Origin of the sequence: Bordetella ansorpii, assembly GCF_900078705.1 — a bacterium.
Classification (GTDB): domain Bacteria; phylum Pseudomonadota; class Gammaproteobacteria; order Burkholderiales; family Burkholderiaceae_B; genus Bordetella; species Bordetella ansorpii_A.
In genome coordinates this window covers 1,001,581-1,023,443 of the sequence record NZ_FKIF01000006.1, presented here as the reverse complement: position 1 = coordinate 1,023,443, position 21,863 = coordinate 1,001,581, and the positions used below count along the sequence as shown (strand labels likewise).

The window sequence follows — 21,863 nt, the reverse complement described above, 5'->3', positions numbered from 1 at the left end:
GCGTCCTTCCGCGTCACGACCCATCCTGATCCCCCCTGACCCCGACCGCGTCAGCTTGTTCCAGGCCAGGGGGATCGGGTGTCATCGATTGTCTTGGAGCATCCCATCATGCTGGCTGACCCTTCCCCCAAATACCATCCCGTTCCCCCGGTCGATCTTGCCGACCGCCGATGGCCCTCGCGCACGCTGACGCGGGCACCGGTCTGGCTGTCCACCGACCTGCGCGACGGCAACCAGGCGCTGTTCGAGCCGATGAACCGTGACCGCAAGCTGCGCCTGTTCGATGAGTTAGTGCGCATCGGTTTCAAGGAAATCGAAGTGGGCTTCCCCGCCGCGTCGCGCACCGATTTCGACATCGTGCGCCACCTCATCGACGCGGGCCGGATTCCCGACGACGTCACGCCCATGGTCATGACGCAACTGCGCGATGACCTGATCACCGACACGGTGCGCAGCGTCGCGGGCGCGCGGCGGGTGATCGTGCATTTCTACAACGCCATCGCGCCGGCCTGGCGAGAGATCGTCTTCGGCATGAGCGTGCCGCAGATCGTCGAGATGGTGGAGCGCCATATCGAAAGGTTCAAGCAGTTGACGGCCGAGCATCCCGAGACCGAATGGGTCCTGCAATACTCGCCCGAGACGTTCTGCATGGCCGAACTGGATGTCTCGCTGGCGGTCTGCAATGCCGCCATCCGCGCCTGGGACGCCGGGCCGCGGCGGCCGATGATCGTCAATCTGCCGACGACCGTGGAGGTCTCCACGCCCAACGTCTTCGCCGATCAGATCGAATGGATGGACCGGCGGCTGGAACGGCGCGAACACATCGTGCTGTCCGTGCATCCCCATAACGACAGGGGCACCGGCGTGGCGTGCGCCGAACAGGCCATGCTGGCCGGCGCGCAGCGGGTCGAAGGCTGCCTGTTCGGCAATGGCGAGCGCAGCGGCAACGTCGATGTGGTGACGCTGGCGCTGAATCTGTATACCCAGGGCATTGCGCCGGGACTGGATTTCTCCGACATCGCGGCGGTGGCGCGCGTGGCCGAGGATTGCACCGCGCTGCCCATCCATCCCCGCCATCCGTACGTGGGGGATCTGGTGTTCACCGCATTCTCCGGGTCGCACCAGGACGCCATCGCCAAGGGATTCGCGGCGCAGAAAGCCGATGCGCGGTGGCGCGTGCCCTACCTGCCGATCGACCCGAAGGATCTGGGCCGCACCTACGACAGTATCGTGCGGGTCAACAGCCAGTCGGGCAAGGGCGGTATCGCGTTTCTGCTGCAACGCGACCACGGCATCGTCATGCCCCGCCGCATGCAGGTGGAGTTCAGCGCCATCGTCCAGGCGCTGGCCGACGCCAGCGAGACGGAACTGAGCAGCGAGCAGATCTGGGCGGTCTTCGACCGCACGTATCTCGCGGCGGTACGAGGGCAATCCGACTTCATCCATCGCGACCACCATCTGTTCGAGCATGCGGACGGGCAGGGCATCCGGCTGGAACTGGCGAATGCGCAGGGGCAGGTCCGGGTCGTCGAGGGAACCGGCAACGGGCCGATCGCCGCGACCGTGGCGGCGCTGGGGGGGACATTGCGCATCGACAGTTATGAGCAGCGCAGCCTGGGCGCGGGTTCCGATGCGGTGGCCGTCGCGATTGTCGAGGCTGCCGTGCCCGGAGTGCCCGGTTCGCGTTTCGGCGTGGGCCGCCACCCGAACATCGCCACCGCGTCGGTCCTGGCCGTGCTGGGGGCGGCGGCAAGGTTCTGAGCGCAGCGGGTGACGGCCCGCCTTTACAGCTGGATGTCCGACACCTTGGGCACCGGCGCGGGATTCCGCGGCGCGGCGGCGCCGGCCTGCACGCCCGACAGGCTGGGCGACGGGATCGCCAGTTGCAGCGCCTGCTCGGTGTCGCGCCACACGGTGGCCAGCAGCTCGGGATTCTCGTTCAGCTTCCTGCCGTAGCTGGGAATGATCTGGTGCAGCTTGTCCTGCCAGGCGGCCGATTTCACCTGATCCGGGAAGGCGCGCTGCAGCAGCGACAGCATGATGGCCGGCGAGGTCGAGCCGCCAGGCGAGGCGCCCAGCAGGGCGGCGATGGATCGGTCCTTCGCCATGACGATCTCGGTGCCCAGCTTCAGCTCGCCGCCCTTTTCGGGATCGTTCTTGATGATCTGCACGCGCTGGCCAGCCTGCCACAGGCGCCAGTCTTCATCGCGGGCCTCGGGCATGTAGCGGCGCAGTTCGTTCATCTGCTCTTCCTTGGACAGGGAGAGCTGCTCGGCCAGGTACTTCACCAGCCCGAACTCGTGCACGCCGACCTGCATCGACGGGATCAGGTTGCTCATCGTCAGCGACGCGGGCAGGTCGAAGTACGAGCCTTCCTTCAGGAACTTGCTCGACCAGGTGGCGAACGGGCCGAACAGCAGCACGCGCTTGCCGTCCAGCACCCGCGTGTCCAGGTGGGGCACCGACATCGGGGGCGAGCCCGTTTCGGCCATGCCGTACACCTTGGCCAGGTGGCGCTGCGCGATCTCGGGATTCTCGGTGACCAGGAACGCGCCGCCCACGGGAAAGCCGCCGTACTGCCTGCCTTCCGGGATGCCGGACTTCTGCAGCAGCGGCAGCGCCGCGCCGCCCGCGCCGATGAACACGAAGCGCGCGTCGACCGTCTGGATCTTCGAGCCGTCCTTCATGTCGAAGGCCGAGACGCGCCAGGTGCCGTCCGGGTTGCGCGTGATGGAGCGCACTTCATGGCCGGTCGACAGCTTCAGTTTCGACGTGCCGGTCAGGTGGCTGTAGAACTGGCGGGTGATCTCGCCCAGGTTCACGTCGGTGCCCAGCGGCGAGCGCGTGGCGGCCAGCATCTGGCCGCTCTGGCGGCCTTCCATCATGACCGGCACCCATTCGGCGATCCTGGCCGGGTCGGTCGTCAGCTCCATGCCGGTGAACAGCGGGCTGGCCTGCAGGGCGGCGACGCGCTTCTTCATGAAGTCGACGTTCTCCTGGCCCCAGACCAGGTTCATGTGCGGCGTCGAATTGATGAACTCGCGCGGCTGGCCCAGCACGCCGCGGCGCACCTGGTGCGACCAGAACTGGCGCGAGACCTGGAATTGCTCGTTGATCTCGATGGCCTTGGCGATCTGGACATTGCCGTCGACGTCCATCGGCGTGTAGTTCAGCTCGCACAGGGCCGAGTGGCCGGTGCCCGCGTTGTTCCAGCCGTTGGAGCTTTCCTGCGCCACGCCGTCCAGGCGTTCGAAGATTTCGAGCGACCACTTGGGTTCGAGCTCGGTCAGGTAGGTGCCCAGCGTCGCGCTCATGATGCCGCCGCCGATCAGCAGCACGTCCACATTGCGGTCGGCTTTCTCGGCGCGGTACTGGTCGTCGGAGAGGGCGTGATAGCCGATCGCCACGGCGCCGGCGCCCAGCGCGGCGGTGCCCAGGAAATGGCGGCGGGTGAAGGAATGCTTGCTGGCGGCGCGGGTTTTCGCGTCAGCGTTGGGTTTCGAGGCCAATTTTATTGGTGCTCCGGGGAGATCACCCTGATGAGGGCAGGGTCTTGAATCCAGCCGGATGCCCGGCTGATTGACTTATCTCCCCCAAGCGCAACCGCCTGTGCCCACGGTGGGGATTTTCCATCCAGGGCGTGCGAGTTGCGGATGCCGGCTTGCTCTGGCGCATGGAACCAGAAAACGCGCGTTTCTTCTTGTTCGGCAATTGGGGATTCTACCAAAGCCAGCGGCGGAGGGCCGCCTTTCGGTAAGATGCCGGAACCGGGCGGGCCGAGATGCCTGCCCCGATATCGACGGAGAGTGGTCATCGCAGACGCAGAAGCGCCCGCCGCGGGCAAGGTGTATCTCAGCCGCCGCGTGGCGCCGTTGCTGGCGCTGGGGTTCGCCAGCGGGTTGCCGCTGGCGCTGACCAGCGGCACGTTGCAGGCATGGGCCACCGTCGAGAACATTTCCCTGCAGCAAATCGGTTTTCTCACGCTGGTGGGCAGCGCCTACACGCTGAAATTCCTGTGGGCGCCGTTGATCGACCGCTATGCCCCGCCGTTCCTGGGCCGCCGCCGTGGCTGGATGCTGATCGCGCAGTTGCTGCTGGCGGTCAGCATCATGTGCATGGGGCTGATGTCTCCGTCCTCCGCGCTGATGCCGCTGGCCCTGCTGGCGGTATTCGTGGCGTTTCTCTCGGCCACGCAGGACATTGCCTTCGACGCCTATTGCACCGATGTCCTGCGCAAGGAAGAACGCGGCGCGGGGGCGGCGGTCAGGGTGATGGGCTACCGTGTCGCGATGCTCGTGTCGGGCGGGTTGGCATTGGTCCTGGCCGACGACTGGTTTGGCTGGAACAACACCTATATGTTGATGGGGCTGTTGATGCTGGCCTGCATCCCGGCCACGCTGTGGGCGCCCGAACCCGAGGTGCCCGCTGCCGCGCCTCGCAGTCTCAGCGCCGCGGTCGTCGAGCCATTCCGGGATTTCTTCGGCAGGCGCGGTGCGCTCGGCATGCTTCTGCTGATCGTGCTCTACAAGCTGGGTGACGCCTTCGCCGGCGCGCTCTCCACGACTTTTCTCATCTCGGGCGCCGGATTTACGGCGAGCCAGGTGGGAGAGGTGAACAAGATCATGGGCCTGGCGGCCACGATCATCGGCGCCCTGGCGGGCGGCAGCCTGATGTCACGGTGGGGCCTGTATCGGTCGTTGCTGGTGTTCGGCCTGCTGCAAGCGGTGTCCAACCTGGCCTACTGGCTGATCGCGGTCAGCCCGCGCAACATCTGGCTGATGGGCGCCGCCGTCGGCGTCGAGAACCTTTGCGGCGGCCTGGGTACGGCGGCCTTCGTCGGCCTGCTGATGGCAATGTGCCGGCAACGGTTTTCCGCTGCCCAGTTTGCGCTGTTGTCCGCCCTGTCCGCCGTGGGACGGACTTATCTGGCCGGCCCGTTGACGCCCGTGCTGGTGCATTATCTCGATTGGCCCGGCTTTTTCCTGGTCACCGTGGCGATCGCGCTGCCTGGTCTTTTGCTGTTGCATTTACGCCGCAACGAGATCGCTACTTTAGAGCGAGATGGGGTGAATTAATCCTCTATTCACGTTTCCGTGAGCCACATCCCGTAACCCGATGGTACTGTTAGCGCCTGCAATACCTTTGCAGCGCTCGTCCCATCCGGGCGGCACACCGAGAACATGGCGGGCCCAACAGGCTCGAAAAAAGAGGAGAAGGACCCATGAAGCGTTTTGTACCGGCTCTGGTACTGGCTGGCGTTTTCGCCGGCACGGCCCACGCCGAAACCAGCGTGACCCTCTACGGCATTGCCGACATCAGCATCCGTTACCTTAATCATGGCGAGAACGGCAACAGCCGCATCGGCATGAACAATGGCGCCATCTCGGGCAGCCGTTGGGGCCTGCGCGGCACCGAAGACCTCGGTGGCGGCAATTCGGCCTTCTTCCGCCTGGAAAATGGCTTCAACGTCCAGAACGGCCAGCGTTCCGACTCCAATCGCCTGTTCAGCCGCCAAGCCTACGTGGGCCTGGACGGCGGCAGCGCCGGCGCCATCTCGTTCGGCCGCCAGGACACCGCGCTGTTCACCCTGCTGGCCGATACCTTCGATCCCCTGACCGTCGGCAACTACGACCAGAACTCGTGGCTGCCCGTGGCCCTGTCGCGCGCCCGCAGCGACAACTCCATCCGCTACCGCAACAACAAGCTGGGCGGCCTGGACGTGGTGCTGCAATACTCGTTCAATTCCGACGTCACCGGCGGCGAGAGCTTCAGCGACCGCAAGCTGGGCCAGCAATATGGCGGCACGCTGGCCTACACGGCCGGCCCCTTCCAGATCGGGGGCGGCTACCAGCTGTCGCGTTCGTCGGCCAACTCGGACTTCGACCAGCGCGTCTGGAACCTCAACGCCTCGTTCAAGGTCATCGAAGAGGTCAAGCTGTTCGCCGGCTACCTCAATGGCCGTGACGAAACCGGCTGGGTCAACGCCGTCATGGGCAACACCGACGGCGGCGCCGGCCTGCAGCGCAAGGACAGCGGCTACTTCCTGGGCGCCACGTATTCGCCGGGCGTGTGGTCGTTCACCGCCGCCGGTTACTACGACCGCAGCAAGAACGTGGTCGAAGAGGGCGACAAGGGCCGCCGCTGGGCCGTGGTGGGCGTGGCCGAATATGCCCTGTCCAAGCGCACGCAACTGTACGGCACCGTCGACTTCAACAAGGTCAGCGACGCCGCCAGCAGCGAAATCCCCGGTGGCTCGACCCAACTGGGCGCCGCCGTGGGCATGCGTCACATCTTCTGATCACGCGCCTGGCGCCCGCCAGGCTTCGTGCGAACAAAACGGGCGGTATGCCGATGGCGGCGTGCCGCCCGTTTTGCATGGCGCGAGCGGTTCTTGCCGACCATGAAAAAGCGGCCTGTACGCCAGGCCGCCCTCCGGTGTCACTGCAGTGGCTCAATCCTCCAGTTTCGATGGATCCAGGCGCGCGTGGTTGCGGTTCACCAGCATGGTGATGCCCCACATCACCACGCCCAGCAGCAGCAGCCAGCCGGCCACCTGATACTGGATGACGTCGCGGCCGGTCACGGGCGTCACCAGGAAAATGCAGGCGATCGCGCCCAGCCACGGGAAGAAGGTCTGGATGCGGAAATGCTCGTGCTCCACCTTGTCGCGGCGCAGCACCAGCACGGCCACGTTCACGAAGGCGAACACGCCCAGCAGCAGCAGCGCGGTGGTGCCGCCCAGCGAGCGGATGGCCTCGGAATCCGAGTTCGACACCAGGATGATCAGGCCCAGGCCCAACGCCGTGGTGAACAGGATGGCGGCCCATGGGGTACGGGTGCGTTCATGGACGCTGGCCAGGAACTTGGGCAACACCCCCTGGCGCGACATGCCGTACAGCAGGCGGCTGGCCATCATCATGTTGATCAGCGCCGAGTTGGCCACCGCGAACATCGAGATGATGGGCATGATGGTGCCCATGGGCAGGCCCGGCGCGGCGCGCTGCACCACCAGCACCAGCGGCGTCTTGCTGGCCGCCAGTTCGCCCACCGGAATCAGCGCCACGGCGCAGATCGACACCAGCACGTAGATGACGGCCGTGATGCCCAGGCCGGTCAGCATCACCTTGGGGAAGATCTTGTTGGGATTATGCGTCTCCTCGGCCATGTTCACCGAGTCCTCGAAGCCCACCATGGCGAAGAAGGCCAGCGCGGTGGCCGAAGTCACCGCCAGGAACACGCTCTTGTCCTCGGGCGTATCGAAGGCCACCACCCGCGAGAAGTCCGCCTGGCCGCCCGCGATGGCGTAGAAGCCCAGGCCGATCACCAGCAGCAGCCCGCTCAGTTCGATCAGCGTCAGCACGACGTTGGCCTTCACGCTTTCGGACACGCCGCGGAAGTTGACGATCATCACCAGCAGCATGAAGCCCACCGCGCCCAGGGTGACCATGCCGGCGTCGGCCTTCATGCCCATCGCCGCGAAAAGGTTGGCCGCGAAGGCGTTGGAGGCCGTGGCGGCCGAGGTCAGGCCCGAGCACATCACGGCAAAACAGATGATGAAGGTGAGGAAGTGCACGCCGAACGCCTTGTGCACATACAGGGCGGCGCCGGCGGCTTTCGGGTATTTGGTGACCAGTTCGAGATACGAGAAGGCGGTGAGCAGCGCCACCGCGAAGGCGACCAGGAAGGGCGCCCAGGCCGCCCCGCCCACTTCGGCCGCCACCTGCCCGGTCAGCGCATAGACCCCGGTGCCCAGAATGTCGCCGACGATGAACAGCAGCAGCAGCTTCGGACCCATCACCCGTTTCAGTTGGGTGTCCTGACCTGTCGTGGTGGCTTCTGCAGTGGCCATCGTGCTTCTCCGGGAATGTTATGGGGGATACAGCGTGGTGTGTCCCGATAAATTCTACGCAGGGAAGAGGGATGTAACCGTAATTGCGGTGAAACGAAATGTCTAAGTTGTCGGGGAAAGTGAAGCCCGCCACGGCGTGCTGAAAGCCCTCCTTCCGGCGCCTGCCATGACGCGGCGGCGTCGATGAATCGCTCGTTGACAGGCGGTTTGGCGTAGCATGCGCGCCATGTCACGCTCCGCCCGCCTGTTCGATCTGCTGCAAGTGCTGCGCCGCCACCGGTTGCCGGTCAGCGGCCGTGCGCTGGCGGCCGAGCTGGGCGTCAGCCTGCGCACGCTGTACCGGGACATCGCCACCCTGCAGGCGCAGGGCGCGCACATCGAGGGCGAACCCGGCGTGGGCTACGTGCTGCGGCCCGGCTTCATGCTGCCGCCCCTGATGTTCACCGAGGACGAGATCGAGGCGCTGGTGCTGGGGTCGTTGTGGGTGGCCGAGCGCACCGATCACCGCCTGCGCGATGCCGCGCGCAATGCCCTGGCGCGCATTGCCGCGGTGCTGCCCGACGATCTGCGCGCGGGGCTGGATGCCTCGACGCTGATGGTGGCGCCGCCCGCCGAAGCCATTCCTCCCGATGGGGTCGAACTGGCCGTCATCCGCCAGGCCATCCGGGCCGAGCAGAAGCTGGAGATCGGCTATCGGGACGAGGCCGGCGCGGAATCGCGCCGCCTGATCTGGCCGTTCGGCCTGGCCTTTTTCGACCGCGTGCGCATCGTGCTGGGCTGGTGCGAGTTGCGGCAGGGCTACCGCCATTTTCGCGTCGACCGCATCGCCAATGCCGTGCCGCAGGAGATACGCTACCCGCGCCGCCGCCATGCCTTGCTGAAGGAGTGGAAGGTGCGCGAACAGCAGGCCCGCTCCCTGGATTGATGCTGCCATAAACTGGCAGCATGGGTGCCTATCATTCCCTCCGGTCAATCAACCCCCAGGGAGTCACCCCTCATGCAGCACCCGAATCAACTCATTCTGTACGTCGACAATCCCGAGGCCAGCGGCCGTTTCTACGCGGGCCTGCTGGACACCCAGCCGATCGAGGCCAGCCCGGGTTTCGTGCTGTTCGTGCTGAATTCCGGCCTGAAGCTGGGGCTGTGGGCCAAGCCTGCGGTCAAGCCCCGTCCGGTGGCCTCGGCCGGCTGCACGGAGCTGGGTTTTCCGATGAAGTACGTGGACCAGGTGGATGCCGTGCATGCCGACTGGACGGCGCGCGGCGTCAGTATCGCGCAACCGCCCACGGATATGGATTTCGGCCGCACGTTCCTGGCATTGGACCCGGACGGGCACCGGTTGCGGGTGTATGCCCTGTTGGCGTAATGGCGGCTACAGCGCCGCGCCGTCCACCCGCTTGACCGGGATGGCCGCCAGGTCGATGCCTTCCAGGCAGCGCACGTTGATGGCCCAGCCTTCGAAGGGTGTCATGCCCGCGGCGCGTTCTGCCGGCGTGGGCGCGCTGGGCTTGCGAAAGGGCAGGATGCCGCAGACGCCGCAGAAATAGTCGCGGCCGGTGCGGCTGCCCCATTCATACACCTTCAGGTCCGCCAACGGCGTCAGCAGGCGCAGCGCCGATGCCGGCACGCGGTGGATCAGCGCGCCGCGCCGCCGGCAGACCGAGCAATTGCAGCAGCGCACGTGGTCCGGTTCGAGTTCGACCTCGAACCGGCAGGCGCCGCAATGGCACGATCCCTGGTAGACCGGCATGGCGTCACAGCGTCCAGTCGTAATCCACCGTCAGGGGCGCGTGGTCGCTGAAGCGTTCGTCCTTGTAGATGGACGTGGAGCGGGCGCTCCTGGCGATGCCAGGCGTGCAGATCTGGTAGTCGATCCGCCACCCCACGTTCTTGGCCCAGGCCTGGCCGCGGTTGCTCCACCAGGTGTATTGGTCGGGCCGGTCGTCCAGTTGGCGGAACACGTCCACGAAGCCGCGCTTGTCGAACACGTCGGTCAGCCAGGCGCGCTCTTCGGGCAGGAAGCCCGAGTTCTTCAGGTTGCCCTTCCAGTTCTTCAGGTCGATCTCTTTGTGGGCGATGTTCCAGTCGCCGCAGATGACGAACTCGCGGCCGGTGCTGCGATGCTCTTCCATCATGGCGTCCAGCCACGGGCCGAAGCGGTCCAGGAAGCGGTACTTGGCCTGCTGGCGCTCGTCGCCGCTGGAGCCCGAGGGCAGGTAGGCGCTGATGACCGACAACGTTTTCCAGTCGGCGCGGATGATGCGGCCTTCGGGGTCGAACTCTTCGCAGTTCAGGCCCGTGGCGACATTCTCGGCCGGCTGCTTCAGGTAGATGCCCACGCCGCTGTAGCCCTTTTTCGTGGCATGGCAGAAGTGGCCGTTGTAGCCGGGCGGGTGGCGCAGGTCGTCGGTCAGGTCCTCGTGGGACACCTTGATTTCCTGCAGGCACAGCACGTCGGCGTCGTGGGTGGCCATCCAGGGCTGCAGGCCCTTGCGGAAGGCCGAGCGGATGCCGTTGAGATTGATCGAGGTGATGCGCAGCACGGGAAACTCCTGTCGTTCTGGGGCCGGCTTGGACGCCGCCCAAGCGGGGGGCGGCAAGCGGGCAGGGCTAACCCACGACTTTAACCGAGCCGGACGGCGGGGCCACCCATGCGATTCGCAGGATCGCCGATAATGGCGGTATTCCCCAGAACCGCCCGCAAGCACTTTTCCGGATCTCCGCATGGCCGCTACCCCTTCCTCCACTTCCGCCGATTTCGTTCGTTTCGCCCTGGACGAGGGCGTGCTGCGCTTCGGCAGCTTCAAGGTCAAGTCGGGCCGCATCAGCCCCTATTTCTTCAACGCCGGCCTGTTCAACAGCGGCCGTTCGGTGGGCAGGCTGGCGCAGTTCTATGCGCAGTCGCTGGTGGAGTCGGGCATTTCGTTCGACATGCTGTTCGGCCCGGCCTACAAGGGCATTCCGCTGGCCACGGCCACCGCGGTGGCGCTGGCCGGCCATCCCGGCATGCAGGGCCGCGACGTGCCCTTCGCCTACAACCGCAAGGAAGCGAAGGACCATGGCGAGGGCGGCACCCTGGTGGGCGCGCCCCTGCAGGGCCGAGTCGTCATCATCGATGACGTCATCACCGCCGGCACCTCGGTGCGCGAGTCGGTGGAAATCATCCGCGCCGCGGGCGCCGAACCCGCCGCCGTGCTGATCGCGATGGACCGCATGGAGCGCGCCGGCGCCGACGACGCGCTGTCGCCGCACTCGGCCGTTCAGGAAGTGGCCCGCACCTACGGCATGCCGGTGGTCAGCATCGCCAACCTGGGCGACATCCTGGGCCTGCTGCAGCAGGACGCGCAGTTCGCCGAGAACCGCGACGCGGTGCTGGCGTATCGGGCGAAGTACGGGGTGGTGTAACGCGAGTCAGGCGACGCCTGACTCGTTGACGAACAATTCGATCCGATCGGTGGTCCAGGTGGCTACGCCGGTTCCGAAGAAGTCCCTGTCTTCCGTCCAGATGGGGTAGCCATGTGCCAACGCGCAGGCCAGCACGGGCCAATCGTCTGGGTCCCTGTGGTTGATGCGGGCCTGCGCCCGCGCGCAGGCCGAAGCATAGGTGCCCCGATCGACGATGGTTACGGACGTCAGCGTGTCCAGCATGGATTCGTGACGTCGTGCAGGAGCCCCTCGCTTACTCATCAGCCCGGGCAGGTGTTTTCGTACTTCGTCGTAAGCGGTGTTGGGTGTCAGAAACTCAGACGCGGGTTCATATGCCGCGAGAATTCTGCGCACGCGCTGGCCGAGCGTTGCTCGAATGAGGATGTTGGCATCCAGCACGATCAGACGTTCGCGCATGCGTCAGTTGCGCGACGGCTGGATGGGCGCGCTTGCTTGCGCAGCATCTCGAACTCGGCGATGACCTCGTCCATTTCATGGTCGTCCAGCAGATCGGCGAAGGCATCTTCAGCCAGATCCTGTTTCCTCATGGATTGCGCGGGCGGCTTCCGGGCCGGAATGAAGTAGCCGGCGGTTTTTCCGGACTGCGTAACCATGATGGGCATTCCTGATGCGATGTATTCGTCCAATGCCGCGCGAAACTCTTGAAGATCTACGGTTGGCGTGAGCAGGTCGGGGATATCGATCCGGCGCATGATGGGTAGTCCCTATACGAAAGTGTCGTCAGCGGATGACGGGGGTTATCGAGCAGTCAGATGCATCATCGTTGCACGGCAGGTCTGTTTCCGGCTGCCGGGCATGCCGATATCGGACTGAGAAACCCTGGCTCGATTTGTCCATCCTGATGACCCTCAGGGCAAAAAAACAGGCGACCCGCGGGTCGCCTGTTTGTCATGCAGAGCAAGCCGCCCGATCAGGCGTCCAGTTTCTGCTTCAGCAGGTCATTCACCTGCTGCGGGTTGGCTTTGCCCTTCGCGGCCTTCATGATCTGGCCGACCAGCGAGTTGAAGGCCTTCTGCTTGCCCGCGCGGTACTCGGCCACGATGGCCGGGTTGGCGGCCAGGACGTCGTCGATCATGGCGCCGATGGCGCCGGTGTCGCTGATCTGCTTCAGGCCGCGCGCCTCGATGATGGCGTCGGGTTGGCCGCCGTGTTCGCCGGCCCACATGTCCGCGAAGACCGTGCGGGCGGCGTTGTTCGAGATGGTGCCGTCCAGGACGCGGCCCAGCAGCGCGGCCAGCGCGGCGGCCTGCACCGGCGCGTCGGCCAGTTCCTTCTCTTCGCGGTTCAGGGTGGCGGCGACCGAGCCCATCACCCAGTTGGCGGCCACCTTGGCCTGGCCCGCGGGCAGGGCGCCGGCCACGGCTTCGAAGTAGGCGGCCATGTCGCGGCTGGCGGTCAGTTGCGCGGCGTCATACGCGGACAGGCCGTAGTCGGCCTCGAAACGCTGGCGCAGCGCGGCGGGCAGCTCGGGCATGCCGGCGCGCACTTCCTCGACCCATTCGCGGGAGATGACCAGCGGGGGCAGGTCGGGATCGGGGAAGTAGCGGTAATCGTGCGCGTCTTCCTTGCTGCGCATGCTGCGCGTTTCGTCGCGGTCGGCGTCATACAGGCGGGTTTCCTGCACGACCGTGCCGCCGTCTTCGATCAGCTCGATCTGGCGGCGCGCCTCGAACAGGATCGCGCGTTCGAGGAAGCGGAACGAGTTGACGTTCTTGATTTCGGTGCGCGTGCCGAATTCCTTCTGGCCGCGCGGGCGCACGGACACGTTGGCGTCGCAGCGGAACGAGCCTTCCTGCATGTTGCCGTCGCAGATGCCCAGCCACACCACCAGGCCGTGCAGCGCGCGCGCGTAGGCCACGGCTTCGGCGGCGCTGCGCATCTCGGGCTCGGTGACGATTTCCAGCAGCGGCGTGCCGGCGCGGTTCAGGTCGATGCCGCTGCCCGGCCGGCCGTCGGCCAGCGAGTACGCGTCATGCAGCGACTTGCCGGCGTCTTCTTCCAGGTGGGCGCGCGTCAGGTTGACGGTTTTCTCTTCCTCGCCCACGAAGAACGAGAGCGAGCCGCCGATGACCACTGGCAGCTCGTACTGGCTGATCTGGTAGCCCTTGGGCAGGTCGGGGTAGAAGTAGTTCTTGCGCGCGAACACCGAGCGCGGCGCCACGGTGGCCCCCACGGCCAGGCCGAAGCGGATGGCGCGTTCGGCCGCGCCGCGGTTCATCACGGGCAGGCTGCCCGGCAGCGCCAGGTCGACCACGTTGGCCTGGGTGTTGGGCGCGGCGCCGAAGCGGGTGCTGCTGCCCGAGAAGATCTTGGAGTCGGTGGAAAGCTGGGTGTGCGTTTCCAGGCCGATGACGATTTCCCAATCCATCTTTCATTCGTCCTGTGCAGAGGGAGTGCCAGCGGCGCCGGGCCGCCCCAAGGCGCTGGCAGCCCCCTCGGGGGGCACCTGCTGGTGCCAATCGGTGACTTGTTGATAGCGGTCGGCGATGGCCAGCAGGCGGCCTTCGTCGAAGTAGTTGCCGACGATCTGCAGGCCGACGGGGCGATGACCCTGGCCAAAGCCGCACGGAACCGACATCGCGGGCAGGCCGGCCAGACTGACGCCCAGCGTGTAGACGTCGGCCAGCCAGTCGGCGGTGGGATCGTCGCGGTTGTCGCCGATGTTCTTGGCCACCGTGGGCGTGACCGGGCCCATGATGACGTCGCAGTGGTCGGCGAAGGCGCGCTGGAAGTCCTGCGCGATCATGCGGCGCAGGCGCTGGGCCTGCAGGTAGTACGCGTCGTAGTAGCCATGCGACAGCACGTAGGCGCCGATCAGGATGCGGCGCTTGACTTCGTCGCCGAAGCCTTCGGCGCGCGAGCGGCTGATCATCTCGGTCAGGTCGGCGTACTGCGCGGCGCGGTGGCCGTAGCGCACGCCGTCGTAGCGCGACAGGTTGCTCGAGGCCTCGGCCGGCGCGATGACGTAGTAGGCGGGAATGGACAGCTCGGTGCGCGGCAGCGAGATGGCCACGCGCTGCGCGCCCAGGGCCTCGAACTGCTTCAGCGCGGCCTCGATGGCGGCGGCCACGTCGGGCGCCAGGCCGTTGCCGAAGAACTCTTGCGGCACGCCGATGCGCAGGCCCTTCAGGGGCAGGCTGCCGGCGGCGTCGTAGCGCTGCTGCGCGGCGTCGAAGGCGTCGCGCACACGGCCGGGCCGGTTGGCCACGCCGTCGCAGGTTTCGACGCTGGTGGCGTCCTGGGAATCGAAGCCGCCCATGACGTCGAGCAGTTCGAGCAGGTCGCGGCTGGATCGCGCCAGCGGGCCGGCCTGGTCGAGGCTGGAGCCGAAAGCCACCATGCCGAAGCGCGATACGGTGCCGTAGGTGGGCTTGATGCCGCTGACGCCGCACAGCGCGGCGGGCTGGCGCACCGAGCCGCCGGTGTCGGTGCCGGTGGCGGCGGCCACCAGGCGCGCGGCCACGGCCACGGCCGAGCCGCCCGACGAGCCGCCCGGCACGGCGTTCGTGTCCCACGGGTTGCGGACCGCGCCGAAAGCCGAATTCTCGTTGCCCGAACCCATGGCGAACTCGTCGCAGTTCAGCTTGCCCAGCGAGACGGCGCCTGCCTGGGCCAGGCGCTGCACGACGGTGGCGTCGAAGGGGCTGACGTAGCCGGCCAGCATCTTGCTGGCGGCGGTGGTGCGCCAGCCGCGCGTGACGAACACGTCTTTGTGGGCGATGGGAATGCCGGCCAGCGGGCCGGCGGTGCCGGCGGCCAGGGCCGCGTCGGCCGCGGCGGCCTCGGCCAGGGTGAGCTCGGCGTCGATGTGCAGGAAGGCGTTGAGGCCGCTGGCGGCATCGGCCGCGGCCAGGGCGCTGCTGGCCAGCTCGACCGCGCTGACGCGGCGCTGCGCCAGCGCGCCGCGCAGGCCGGCGATGCCGTCGAATTCGTTGTGCAATGCGGAAGTCGACATGGTTTACTCGATGACCTTGGGAACCAGGAACAGGCCGGCCTGCGCGTCGGGCGCGTTGGCCAGCAGCTCGTCGCGGCGGGCTTCGGACGACGGCTCGGTGGCGACGTCGTCGCGCAGGCGCAGCACCACGTCTTCGCGGGCGGACAGCGGGTGGGCCAGCGGTTCGACGCCTTGCGTGTCCACCGACTGCAGACGCTCGATCAGGTGCAGGATGCCATTGAGTTCCTGCTGCGCGCGGCCGCGCTGCTCGGGGGTCAATTCGATTCTGGCCAGCCGGGCGATGCGGGCGACGTCTTGTTCGTTGAGATCCATGGGGCGCGATGGGGGAGAATGGAGGGCGGGCGGAGGCGCCGCGCGGGCATCAGTATGTACAGGCCGGACCCGTTACAAAGCTTGAATAGCCTGCATTTTGACGCTATTTCCGGCGAAATTATAAGTTATGATTCACGGTTTAATCGCCGAGGTCATTGTACGTCCGGCAAACACGGCGACCGGGCCGGGCGCGCAGCCACACGCGAAGCCTGAGCACGCGACATGACCCTAATTTCTGAATCTCGCTGAGCTCTATGTTCGGATTCCTCCGCAGTTATTTCTCCAGCGACATGGCGATCGACCTCGGTACCGCCAACACGCTGATCTACGTCCGTGGCAAGGGCATCGTTCTGGACGAGCCGTCCGTCGTCGCCATCCGCCATGAAGGCGGGCCCAACGGCAAGAAAATCATCCAGGCCGTCGGCAGGGAGGCCAAACAGATGCTCGGCCGCGTGCCGGGCAACATCGAAGCCATCCGCCCGATGAAGGACGGCGTCATCGCCGACTTCACCGTCACCGAGCAGATGCTCAAGCAGTTCATCCGCATGGTGCACCCGCGCAACATGCTGGCCCCCAGCCCGCGCATCATCGTGTGCGTGCCGTGCGGCTCCACCCAGGTCGAGCGCCGCGCCATCCGCGAATCCGCGCTGGGCGCGGGCGCCTCGCACGTGTACCTCATCGAAGAGCCCATGGCGGCCGCCATCGGCGCCGGCCTGGCGGTTTCCGACGCCAGCGGCTCGATGGTGGTCGACATCGGCGGCGGCACCACCGAGGTGGCGGTCATCTCGCTGGGCGGCATGGTCTACAAGGGCTCGGTGCGCGTGGGCGGCGACAAGTTCGACGAGGCCATCGTCAACTACATCCGCCGCAACTACGGCATGCTGATCGGCGAGCCCACCGCCGAACTCATCAAGAAGGAAATCGGTTCCGCGTTCCCGGGGTCCGAAGTCCGCGAGATCGAGGTCAAGGGCCGCAATCTGGCCGAAGGCGTGCCGCGCAGCTTCACGGTGTCGTCCAACGAGATCCTCGAATCCCTGACCGATCCGCTGAACCAGATCGTGTCGGCCGTGAAGATCGCGCTGGAACAGACCCCGCCCGAACTCGGCGCCGACATCACCGACAAGGGCATCGCCCTGACCGGCGGTGGCGCGTTGTTGCGCGATCTCGACCGCCTGCTGCAGGAAGAGACCGGCCTGCCGGTCGTGGTGGCCGACGATCCGCTCACTTGCGTGGTCCGTGGCTGCGGCGAGGCGCTGGAACACCTTGAAAAACTCGGCGCCATCTTCATCAACGACTGAGTCTGTTCCGTCGGCCGGCGCGCGCCTCGCTCGCGCCGGTAGGCGCAGCGGTTGCGGGCGGCAGGGTCCGGGCTGAATTCGATGCAACGACAAGGGACCACTCCCCCGCTATTCCGGCGCGGCCCGCCGGCCGAGGTTCGCCTGGCCGTGCTGGTGGTGCTGGCGCTGACGCTGCTGATCGTCGACTCGCGCCTGCGCGTGCTGGAACCGGTCCGTGGCGCGGTGGCGATCGCGCTTTACCCATTCCAGCGCGCCGTCATGGCGCCGCGCGACCTGGTCAGCCAGGTCGACGAATGGGTCAACGCCGCCAACCTGATCCGTACCGAGAACGAAGCCTTGCAGCGCCAGCGCATCGAGCTGGCGCAGGTCAGTTCGCATGCCGCGCAACTGGCCGCCGAGAACGCCCAATTGCGCCGCCTCTTGGGCGTCGCCGACGCATCGCCCGCGCCGGCGGTGGTGGTCGAGGTGTTGTACGAGCCGCCAGACGCCTTCCAGCAGCGCCTGGTGTTCAACAAGGGCAGCCGCGCGGGCCTGGCGGCGGGCATGCCCGTCATCGACGAAGGCGGGGTGGTCGGCCAGATCGTGCGCACCACGCCCATGACGGCCGAAGCTGCCCTGGTCACCGACGAACGTGTCTCCATTCCCGTGCAGGTGCTGCGCAACGGCCTGCGGCTGATCGCCTTCGGCGCCAACACGCCGGGCACGATCGAGGTGCGTTACCTGGCGGCCAATGCCGACATCCGCGAGGGCGACACCATGGTCACCAGCGGCGTGGGCGGCCTGTTCCCGGCCGGTCTGCCGGTGGGGCGCGTCACGGCCGTCCAGCGCGATACGTCGTCGGGCTTCGCGCGCGCCTTGGCCGAGCCGCTGGCGCATCCCGAACGTTACCGGCATTTCCTGGTCCTGCAGGCCGACGTGGCGCAAGCCAGATCCAACCAGCAGGAGGCCGACGGCGATGGACCGCAGTAAACCGCCCGCGCGCCGCCTGGGCACGCCCAGCAACGTGCATCCCGAACGGCTGGTGCATCCGGCGCACGGCGCATTCGTCTGGGGCACGCTGCTGCTGGTGTGGCTGGTGTCGCTGCTGCCTTGGCGGCAGTGGACGGCCGCGCCCGACATCCTGGCGCTGGTCATCGCCTTCTGGTGCGCGCACGAGCCGCGCCGCGTCGGCCTGGTCACGGCCTTCGTCTTCGGCCTGCTGCTGGACGTGCACGACGCCGGCCTGCTGGGCGGCCATGCTCTGGCCTATACTCTGGTGGCATACGGGTCGGTGGCGCTCTATCGGCGCCTGCAGCGCTTCGAGCTCTGGAGCCAGGCGATGCACATGCTTCCCGTGTTCCTGCTGTCCCAGTTCGCCACGCAGATCGTGCTGGCCTGGCTGGCGGGTCGCTGGCCCGGCTGGAACTGGGCCCTGGGTGCGCTGTTGACGGCGGCGATCTGGCCCATGGTGGGTTGGGTGCTGCTGTTGCCTCAGCGCCGCCTCGACGATGTGGAATCTTCCGCTGGCTAGGCGCCAGGCGGCGGTTATAAATGTTCGAATTCAAGAAGACCGGTCAGCAGCAGAAGCAGCGCTTCCGGCTGCGCGCCTGGGTAGGCGCGGCAGTGGCGTTGTTGTGCTTCGGCGTCTTGATCGGGCGCTTCTGGTATCTGCAGGTCGACCGGTACGAAGGCCTGTCGCAGCGGGCCGACCGCAACCGCATCGCGGTCGTGCCCATCCCGCCGCGGCGCGGCGAGATCCTCGACCGCAACGGCGAGGTTCTGGCCCGCAACTACCGCACTTACACGCTGGACGTCGTGCCGGCCCGCGCCGGCGATCTGGGCAATCTGTTCGATCGGCTGTCGCAGGTGGTCTATCTCAGCCCCAACGACCAGCGCAAGTTCCGCCGCCTTGTCGGCGAGTCGGGCCGCTATGCCACGCTGACGCTGCGCAACAACCTGAACGACACCGAGGCGGCCTGGTTCGCCGCGCACGCCTTCGAGTTCCCCGGCGTCGAACTGCGTGCGCGCTGGGTGCGCGAGTATCCGCAGGGCGCCGCCGCCGGCCACGTGGTGGGCTACATCGGCCGCATCGCCGAGAGCGACCTCGACGAACTGGACCGCGCGGGCGAGTCCGGCAACTACCGTGGCACCGACGTCATCGGCAAGAAGGGCATCGAGAAATCCTGGGAAAGCCAGCTGCATGGCCGCACCGGGGTGGAAGAAGTCGAAGTCACCGCGGGCGGGCGGCCGGTGCGCACGCTGCGCCGCACGGATCCGGTGCCGGGCTCCGACATCATGCTGTCCATCGACATGGGCCTGCAGCGCGTCGCCGAAGAGGCCTTCGAAGGCCGCCGCGGCGCGCTGGTGGCGATCGATCCCGATACCGGCGAGGTGCTGGCCTTCGTGTCGCAGCCCTCGTTCGACCCCAACCTGTTCGTCGACGGCATCGACGTCGAGAACTGGAAGCTGCTGAACGAATCCCCCGATCATCCGCTGATCAACCGGCCGCTGTACGGCACCTATCCCATCGGCTCCACCTACAAGCCGTTCGTGGGCCTGGCGGCCCTGGAACTGGGCAAGCGCAGCGCCACCGAGCGCATCGCCGATCCCGGCTACTACGAATTCGGCGGCCAGCGGTTCCGCAACGCCGGGGGCGCGGCCTACGGCATGACGGACATGCACAAGGCCATCGTGGTGTCTTCCGATACCTATTTCTACTCGCTGGGGCCCGAGATCGGCGTCAACGCCTTGCACGATTTCACCAAACAGTTCGGTTTCGGCCAGATCACGGGAATCGACCTGGATGGCGAGAAGGCCGGCGTGCTGCCGTCCACCGAATGGAAGCGCAAGGCTTACAAGGATCGCGAGCGGCAACGCTGGTATGCCGGCGAGACCATCTCCGTGGCGGTGGGGCAGGGCTACAACTCCTTCACGCTGCTGCAACTGGCGCAGGGCACGTCCACCATGGCCAACAGCGGCCTGTACCGCAAGCCGCACCTGGTGCATGCCGTGCGCGATCCCCGCACGGGCGTGGCCGAGAAGACCAAGTCCGCGCCCGATTACCAGATTCCCTTGAAGCAGCAGAACGTCGACATCATCAAGTCCGCCATGGCCGACGTGGTCAAGTCGGGGACGGCGCGGCGCGCCTTCGCCAATACGGCTTACCAGGCGGCCGGCAAGACGGGCACGGCTCAGGTGTTCAGCCTGCGCGGCTCGCACTACCGCGCCTCGGAAGTGTCCGAGCGGCTGCGCGACCACGCCCTGTTCATGGGCTTCGCGCCGGTCGACCACCCGCGCATCGCGGTGGCGCTGATCGTCGAGAACGCGGGGTGGGGCGCCAGCGTCGCCGCGCCGGTGGCGCGCAAGGTGTTCGATTACTGGCTGGTCGAGCGAGGCCGCCAGCCCACGCGCAGCGCCGAAGGCAAGGATGGCCAAGCCGGCGCCACGGTCGCCGGGGAGCCGGCCGCCCCTGGCGTGGTGTCGTCCCAGGTGTTCAGCGACGTCGAGGCCCTGCGCCCCGCGCGCCAGGCCGCCGCCAAATCCGCCAAGCCCCTCATGCCCGTCACACCCACCACGCCTGCCTCGCCCGGCCCGCGGCCCGCCAGGCCCGCCACGCCGCCGCCCGAGGCCGCGTTGCCGGCCCGGCCGAACGCCGCCGCCGTGGCCGCCGCCCGATCCGGAGCCTCTGAATGAAGCGCCTCGGGCGGGTGTTGCTGCGGGTGGTGATGGCTTTCGACTGGCCGTTGCTGCTGATCCTGCTGCTGTTCGCGGGCCTGGGGCTGACGGTGATGCATTCGGCCGTGGGCAGCACCGACTGGCGCTTCGCCGACCAGTCGCGCAACTTCCTGGCGGCCTTCGTCGCCATGTGGATCGTGGCCCTGGTGCCGCCCAATATGCTGATGAAGATGGCCCTGCCGTTCTACATCATCGGCGTGGTGCTGCTGCTGGGCGTGGAATTCTTCGGCGAGACAAGCAAGGGCGCCACGCGCTGGCTGAACCTGGGCGTCACGCGCATCCAGCCATCCGAGATGATGAAGATCGCCGTGCCGATGATGCTGGCCTGGTACTTCCAGCGTCACGAAGGGGCGGTGCGCATCATCGACTTCTTTGTCGCGGCGGCCATGCTGGCCGCGCCATTTGCCCTGATCGTGCTGCAGCCCGACCTGGGCACGGCCCTGCTGGTCTTCGGCGCCGGCTTCTTCGTCATCTATTTCGCCGGCCTGTCGTTCAAGCTGCTGATTCCGGTGGTGCTGGCCGGCGTGGTGGGGTTGGGCACGCTGGTCTACAACGAAGACCATCTGTGCACGCCCGAGGTCGACTGGGTGGTGCTGCACGACTACCAGAAGCATCGCGTCTGCACGCTGCTCAACCCCAGCTCCGATCCGCTGGGCAAGGGTTTCCACACCATCCAGTCGATGATCGCGGTGGGGTCGGGCGGCCTGTACGGCAAGGGCTACATGCAGGGCACGCAGACCCATCTGGATTTCATTCCGGAACGCACCACCGACTTCGTGTTCGCCGTGTTCGCCGAAGAGTTCGGCATGTACGGCGGCGTGGCGCTGCTGGTGCTGTACGCCCTGCTGATCGCCCGGGGGCTGGCCATCGCACAGAACGGCAGCACGCAGTTCGGCCGCCTGCTGGCGGGCGCGCTGACGATGATGATGTTCATGTACGTGTTCGTGAACATCGGCATGGTCACGGGCATCCTGCCCGTGGTGGGTGTCCCGCTGCCCTTCATGAGCTACGGCGGCACCGCGCTGCTGACCATGGGCATCGCGTGCGGCATCATGATGAGCGTCAGCAGGCATCACAAGCCGCTGAAGAAGTAGGGCCGCCCGTCCTGGGCGCGGCGGTCCTGCCCGATCACTCTTCCAGCGCGCCCGCGGCCACGCCCGGATCGGCCGCCAGGGCGCGGCGGCCGGCAGCCTGGCATGGTTGGCGCGCCTGCGGCTTGACCAGGATCAAGGTGGAGAGCGGCTCTTTCACGTAGCCTTGCCACGTGGCTGGACGGTCGTTCCGCGAT

General features: G+C 67.0%; 21 protein-coding genes. 11 read left to right on the top strand and 10 right to left on the bottom strand.

The annotated features are described in order from the left end of the window. Positions 1-108: 108 nt before the first annotated feature. Positions 109-1,761, top strand: coding sequence for a 2-isopropylmalate synthase (locus A6745_RS15055; RefSeq protein WP_066128344.1), 1,653 nt, complete (start codon positions 109-111; stop codon positions 1,759-1,761). Positions 1,762-1,784: 23 nt separating this feature from the next. Here A6745_RS15055 and mqo read toward each other — a convergent pair whose 3' ends face one another. Further along, positions 1,785-3,407 carry a malate dehydrogenase (quinone) gene (mqo, locus tag A6745_RS15050; RefSeq protein ID WP_269148905.1) on the bottom strand — a complete coding sequence of 541 codons (1,623 nt, stop codon included), beginning with the start codon at positions 3,405-3,407 and terminating at the stop codon, positions 1,785-1,787. 405 nt (positions 3,408-3,812) lie between these two features. Between mqo and A6745_RS15045 the strand changes: the two genes are divergently transcribed. Then, positions 3,813-5,075, top strand: a complete 1,263-nt coding sequence (locus A6745_RS15045; protein WP_269148904.1) for a muropeptide transporter — start codon at positions 3,813-3,815, stop codon at positions 5,073-5,075. Between the two features lie 146 nt (positions 5,076-5,221). After that, positions 5,222-6,298, top strand: coding sequence for a porin (locus A6745_RS15040; protein WP_066128340.1), 1,077 nt, complete (start codon positions 5,222-5,224; stop codon positions 6,296-6,298). A 153-nt stretch (positions 6,299-6,451) separates the two neighbouring features. Here A6745_RS15040 and A6745_RS15035 read toward each other — a convergent pair whose 3' ends face one another. Beyond that, positions 6,452-7,849: an APC family permease gene (locus A6745_RS15035; RefSeq protein ID WP_066128337.1), complete on the bottom strand. Its 1,398-nt coding sequence runs from the start codon at positions 7,847-7,849 to the stop codon at positions 6,452-6,454. Positions 7,850-8,075: 226 nt separating this feature from the next. On the opposite strand from A6745_RS15035, the gene A6745_RS15030 reads away from it, so the two are divergent. Together A6745_RS15030 and A6745_RS15025 are read left to right on the top strand one after the other, a co-directional pair. Then, complete coding sequence (locus A6745_RS15030) at positions 8,076-8,774, top strand: helix-turn-helix transcriptional regulator (protein ID WP_066128929.1); 699 nt, start codon at positions 8,076-8,078, stop codon at positions 8,772-8,774. 72 nt (positions 8,775-8,846) lie between these two features. After that, a complete protein-coding gene (locus A6745_RS15025; protein WP_066128333.1) occupies positions 8,847-9,215 on the top strand; it encodes a VOC family protein in 369 nt (122 codons plus the stop codon). A 6-nt stretch (positions 9,216-9,221) separates the two neighbouring features. On the opposite strand, the gene A6745_RS15020 is transcribed toward A6745_RS15025, so the two are convergent. After that, the gene (locus A6745_RS15020; RefSeq protein ID WP_066128330.1) at positions 9,222-9,599 is read right to left on the bottom strand and encodes a GFA family protein; all 378 of its coding nucleotides are present in this window, start codon (positions 9,597-9,599) and stop codon (positions 9,222-9,224) included. A gap of 4 nt (positions 9,600-9,603) precedes the next feature. Continuing rightward, a complete protein-coding gene (locus tag A6745_RS15015) occupies positions 9,604-10,392 on the bottom strand; it encodes an exodeoxyribonuclease III (protein WP_066128328.1) in 789 nt (262 codons plus the stop codon). A gap of 181 nt (positions 10,393-10,573) precedes the next feature. On the opposite strand from A6745_RS15015, the gene pyrE reads away from it, so the two are divergent. Next, complete coding sequence (gene pyrE / locus A6745_RS15010; protein WP_066128326.1) at positions 10,574-11,254, top strand: orotate phosphoribosyltransferase; 681 nt, start codon at positions 10,574-10,576, stop codon at positions 11,252-11,254. Between the two features lie 6 nt (positions 11,255-11,260). Here the strand turns inward: pyrE and A6745_RS15005 are convergent, their stop codons facing one another. The 5 genes from A6745_RS15005 to gatC form a co-directional block, all read right to left on the bottom strand. Next, on the bottom strand, positions 11,261-11,692 hold the full coding sequence (locus A6745_RS15005; RefSeq protein WP_066128323.1) for a PIN domain-containing protein: 432 nt from the start codon (positions 11,690-11,692) through the stop codon (positions 11,261-11,263). Beyond that, positions 11,677-11,988, bottom strand: a complete 312-nt coding sequence (locus tag A6745_RS15000; protein WP_156513382.1) for a type II toxin-antitoxin system Phd/YefM family antitoxin — start codon at positions 11,986-11,988, stop codon at positions 11,677-11,679. Before A6745_RS15000 ends, A6745_RS15005 begins: the two co-directional genes overlap by 16 nt. A gap of 218 nt (positions 11,989-12,206) precedes the next feature. Continuing rightward, on the bottom strand, positions 12,207-13,664 hold the full coding sequence (gene gatB / locus A6745_RS14995) for an Asp-tRNA(Asn)/Glu-tRNA(Gln) amidotransferase subunit GatB (protein ID WP_066128317.1): 1,458 nt from the start codon (positions 13,662-13,664) through the stop codon (positions 12,207-12,209). Between the two features lie 3 nt (positions 13,665-13,667). Further along, positions 13,668-15,251: an Asp-tRNA(Asn)/Glu-tRNA(Gln) amidotransferase subunit GatA gene (gene gatA, locus A6745_RS14990; protein WP_082853070.1), complete on the bottom strand. Its 1,584-nt coding sequence runs from the start codon at positions 15,249-15,251 to the stop codon at positions 13,668-13,670. Positions 15,252-15,254: 3 nt separating this feature from the next. After that, entirely contained in the window at positions 15,255-15,563 is a 309-nt protein-coding gene (gene gatC, locus A6745_RS14985) for an Asp-tRNA(Asn)/Glu-tRNA(Gln) amidotransferase subunit GatC (RefSeq protein WP_066128314.1), read from the bottom strand. A 254-nt stretch (positions 15,564-15,817) separates the two neighbouring features. Between gatC and A6745_RS14980 the strand changes: the two genes are divergently transcribed. The 5 genes from A6745_RS14980 to rodA all read left to right on the top strand — a co-directional run bounded on the left by A6745_RS14980 (position 15,818) and on the right by rodA (position 21,669). Then, positions 15,818-16,861 (top strand): rod shape-determining protein, encoded by a 1,044-nt coding sequence (locus A6745_RS14980; RefSeq protein ID WP_066128310.1) that lies wholly within the window; start codon positions 15,818-15,820, stop codon positions 16,859-16,861. A gap of 81 nt (positions 16,862-16,942) precedes the next feature. After that, positions 16,943-17,830, top strand: coding sequence for a rod shape-determining protein MreC (mreC, locus tag A6745_RS14975; RefSeq protein ID WP_066128306.1), 888 nt, complete (start codon positions 16,943-16,945; stop codon positions 17,828-17,830). Further along, positions 17,817-18,371 carry a rod shape-determining protein MreD gene (gene mreD, locus A6745_RS14970; protein ID WP_066128303.1) on the top strand — a complete coding sequence of 185 codons (555 nt, stop codon included), beginning with the start codon at positions 17,817-17,819 and terminating at the stop codon, positions 18,369-18,371. Before mreC ends, mreD begins: the two co-directional genes overlap by 14 nt. Before the next feature lie 20 nt (positions 18,372-18,391). Continuing rightward, positions 18,392-20,533: a penicillin-binding protein 2 gene (gene mrdA / locus A6745_RS14965; protein ID WP_066128300.1), complete on the top strand. Its 2,142-nt coding sequence runs from the start codon at positions 18,392-18,394 to the stop codon at positions 20,531-20,533. Next, the gene (rodA, locus tag A6745_RS14960; protein ID WP_066128297.1) at positions 20,530-21,669 is read left to right on the top strand and encodes a rod shape-determining protein RodA; all 1,140 of its coding nucleotides are present in this window, start codon (positions 20,530-20,532) and stop codon (positions 21,667-21,669) included. The genes mrdA and rodA overlap by 4 nt, the downstream gene beginning before the upstream one ends. Before the next feature lie 34 nt (positions 21,670-21,703). Here rodA and A6745_RS29565 read toward each other — a convergent pair whose 3' ends face one another. Then, complete coding sequence (locus tag A6745_RS29565) at positions 21,704-21,826, bottom strand: hypothetical protein (protein ID WP_269148900.1); 123 nt, start codon at positions 21,824-21,826, stop codon at positions 21,704-21,706. Positions 21,827-21,863: the final 37 nt, after the last annotated feature.

What these genes read in the sequence shown, in the direction of transcription:
- A6745_RS15055 (WP_066128344.1), top strand. Translation starts at nt 109, where the DNA reads ATGCTGGCTGACCCTTCCCCCAAATACCATCCCGTTCCCCCGGTCGAT.
- A6745_RS15040 (WP_066128340.1), top strand. Translation starts at nt 5,222, where the DNA reads ATGAAGCGTTTTGTACCGGCTCTGGTACTGGCTGGCGTTTTCGCCGGC.
- A6745_RS15035 (WP_066128337.1), bottom strand. Translation starts at nt 7,849, where the DNA reads ATGGCCACTGCAGAAGCCACCACGACAGGTCAGGACACCCAACTGAAA.
- A6745_RS15030 (WP_066128929.1), top strand. Translation starts at nt 8,076, where the DNA reads ATGTCACGCTCCGCCCGCCTGTTCGATCTGCTGCAAGTGCTGCGCCGC.
- A6745_RS15025 (WP_066128333.1), top strand. Translation starts at nt 8,847, where the DNA reads ATGCAGCACCCGAATCAACTCATTCTGTACGTCGACAATCCCGAGGCC.
- A6745_RS15020 (WP_066128330.1), bottom strand. Translation starts at nt 9,599, where the DNA reads ATGCCGGTCTACCAGGGATCGTGCCATTGCGGCGCCTGCCGGTTCGAG.
- pyrE (WP_066128326.1), top strand. Translation starts at nt 10,574, where the DNA reads ATGGCCGCTACCCCTTCCTCCACTTCCGCCGATTTCGTTCGTTTCGCC.
- A6745_RS15005 (WP_066128323.1), bottom strand. Translation starts at nt 11,692, where the DNA reads ATGCGCGAACGTCTGATCGTGCTGGATGCCAACATCCTCATTCGAGCA.
- A6745_RS15000 (WP_156513382.1), bottom strand. Translation starts at nt 11,988, where the DNA reads ATGCGCCGGATCGATATCCCCGACCTGCTCACGCCAACCGTAGATCTT.
- gatB (WP_066128317.1), bottom strand. Translation starts at nt 13,664, where the DNA reads ATGGATTGGGAAATCGTCATCGGCCTGGAAACGCACACCCAGCTTTCC.
- gatA (WP_082853070.1), bottom strand. Translation starts at nt 15,251, where the DNA reads ATGTCGACTTCCGCATTGCACAACGAATTCGACGGCATCGCCGGCCTG.
- gatC (WP_066128314.1), bottom strand. Translation starts at nt 15,563, where the DNA reads ATGGATCTCAACGAACAAGACGTCGCCCGCATCGCCCGGCTGGCCAGA.
- A6745_RS14980 (WP_066128310.1), top strand. Translation starts at nt 15,818, where the DNA reads ATGTTCGGATTCCTCCGCAGTTATTTCTCCAGCGACATGGCGATCGAC.
- mreC (WP_066128306.1), top strand. Translation starts at nt 16,943, where the DNA reads ATGCAACGACAAGGGACCACTCCCCCGCTATTCCGGCGCGGCCCGCCG.
- mreD (WP_066128303.1), top strand. Translation starts at nt 17,817, where the DNA reads ATGGACCGCAGTAAACCGCCCGCGCGCCGCCTGGGCACGCCCAGCAAC.
- mrdA (WP_066128300.1), top strand. Translation starts at nt 18,392, where the DNA reads ATGTTCGAATTCAAGAAGACCGGTCAGCAGCAGAAGCAGCGCTTCCGG.
- rodA (WP_066128297.1), top strand. Translation starts at nt 20,530, where the DNA reads ATGAAGCGCCTCGGGCGGGTGTTGCTGCGGGTGGTGATGGCTTTCGAC.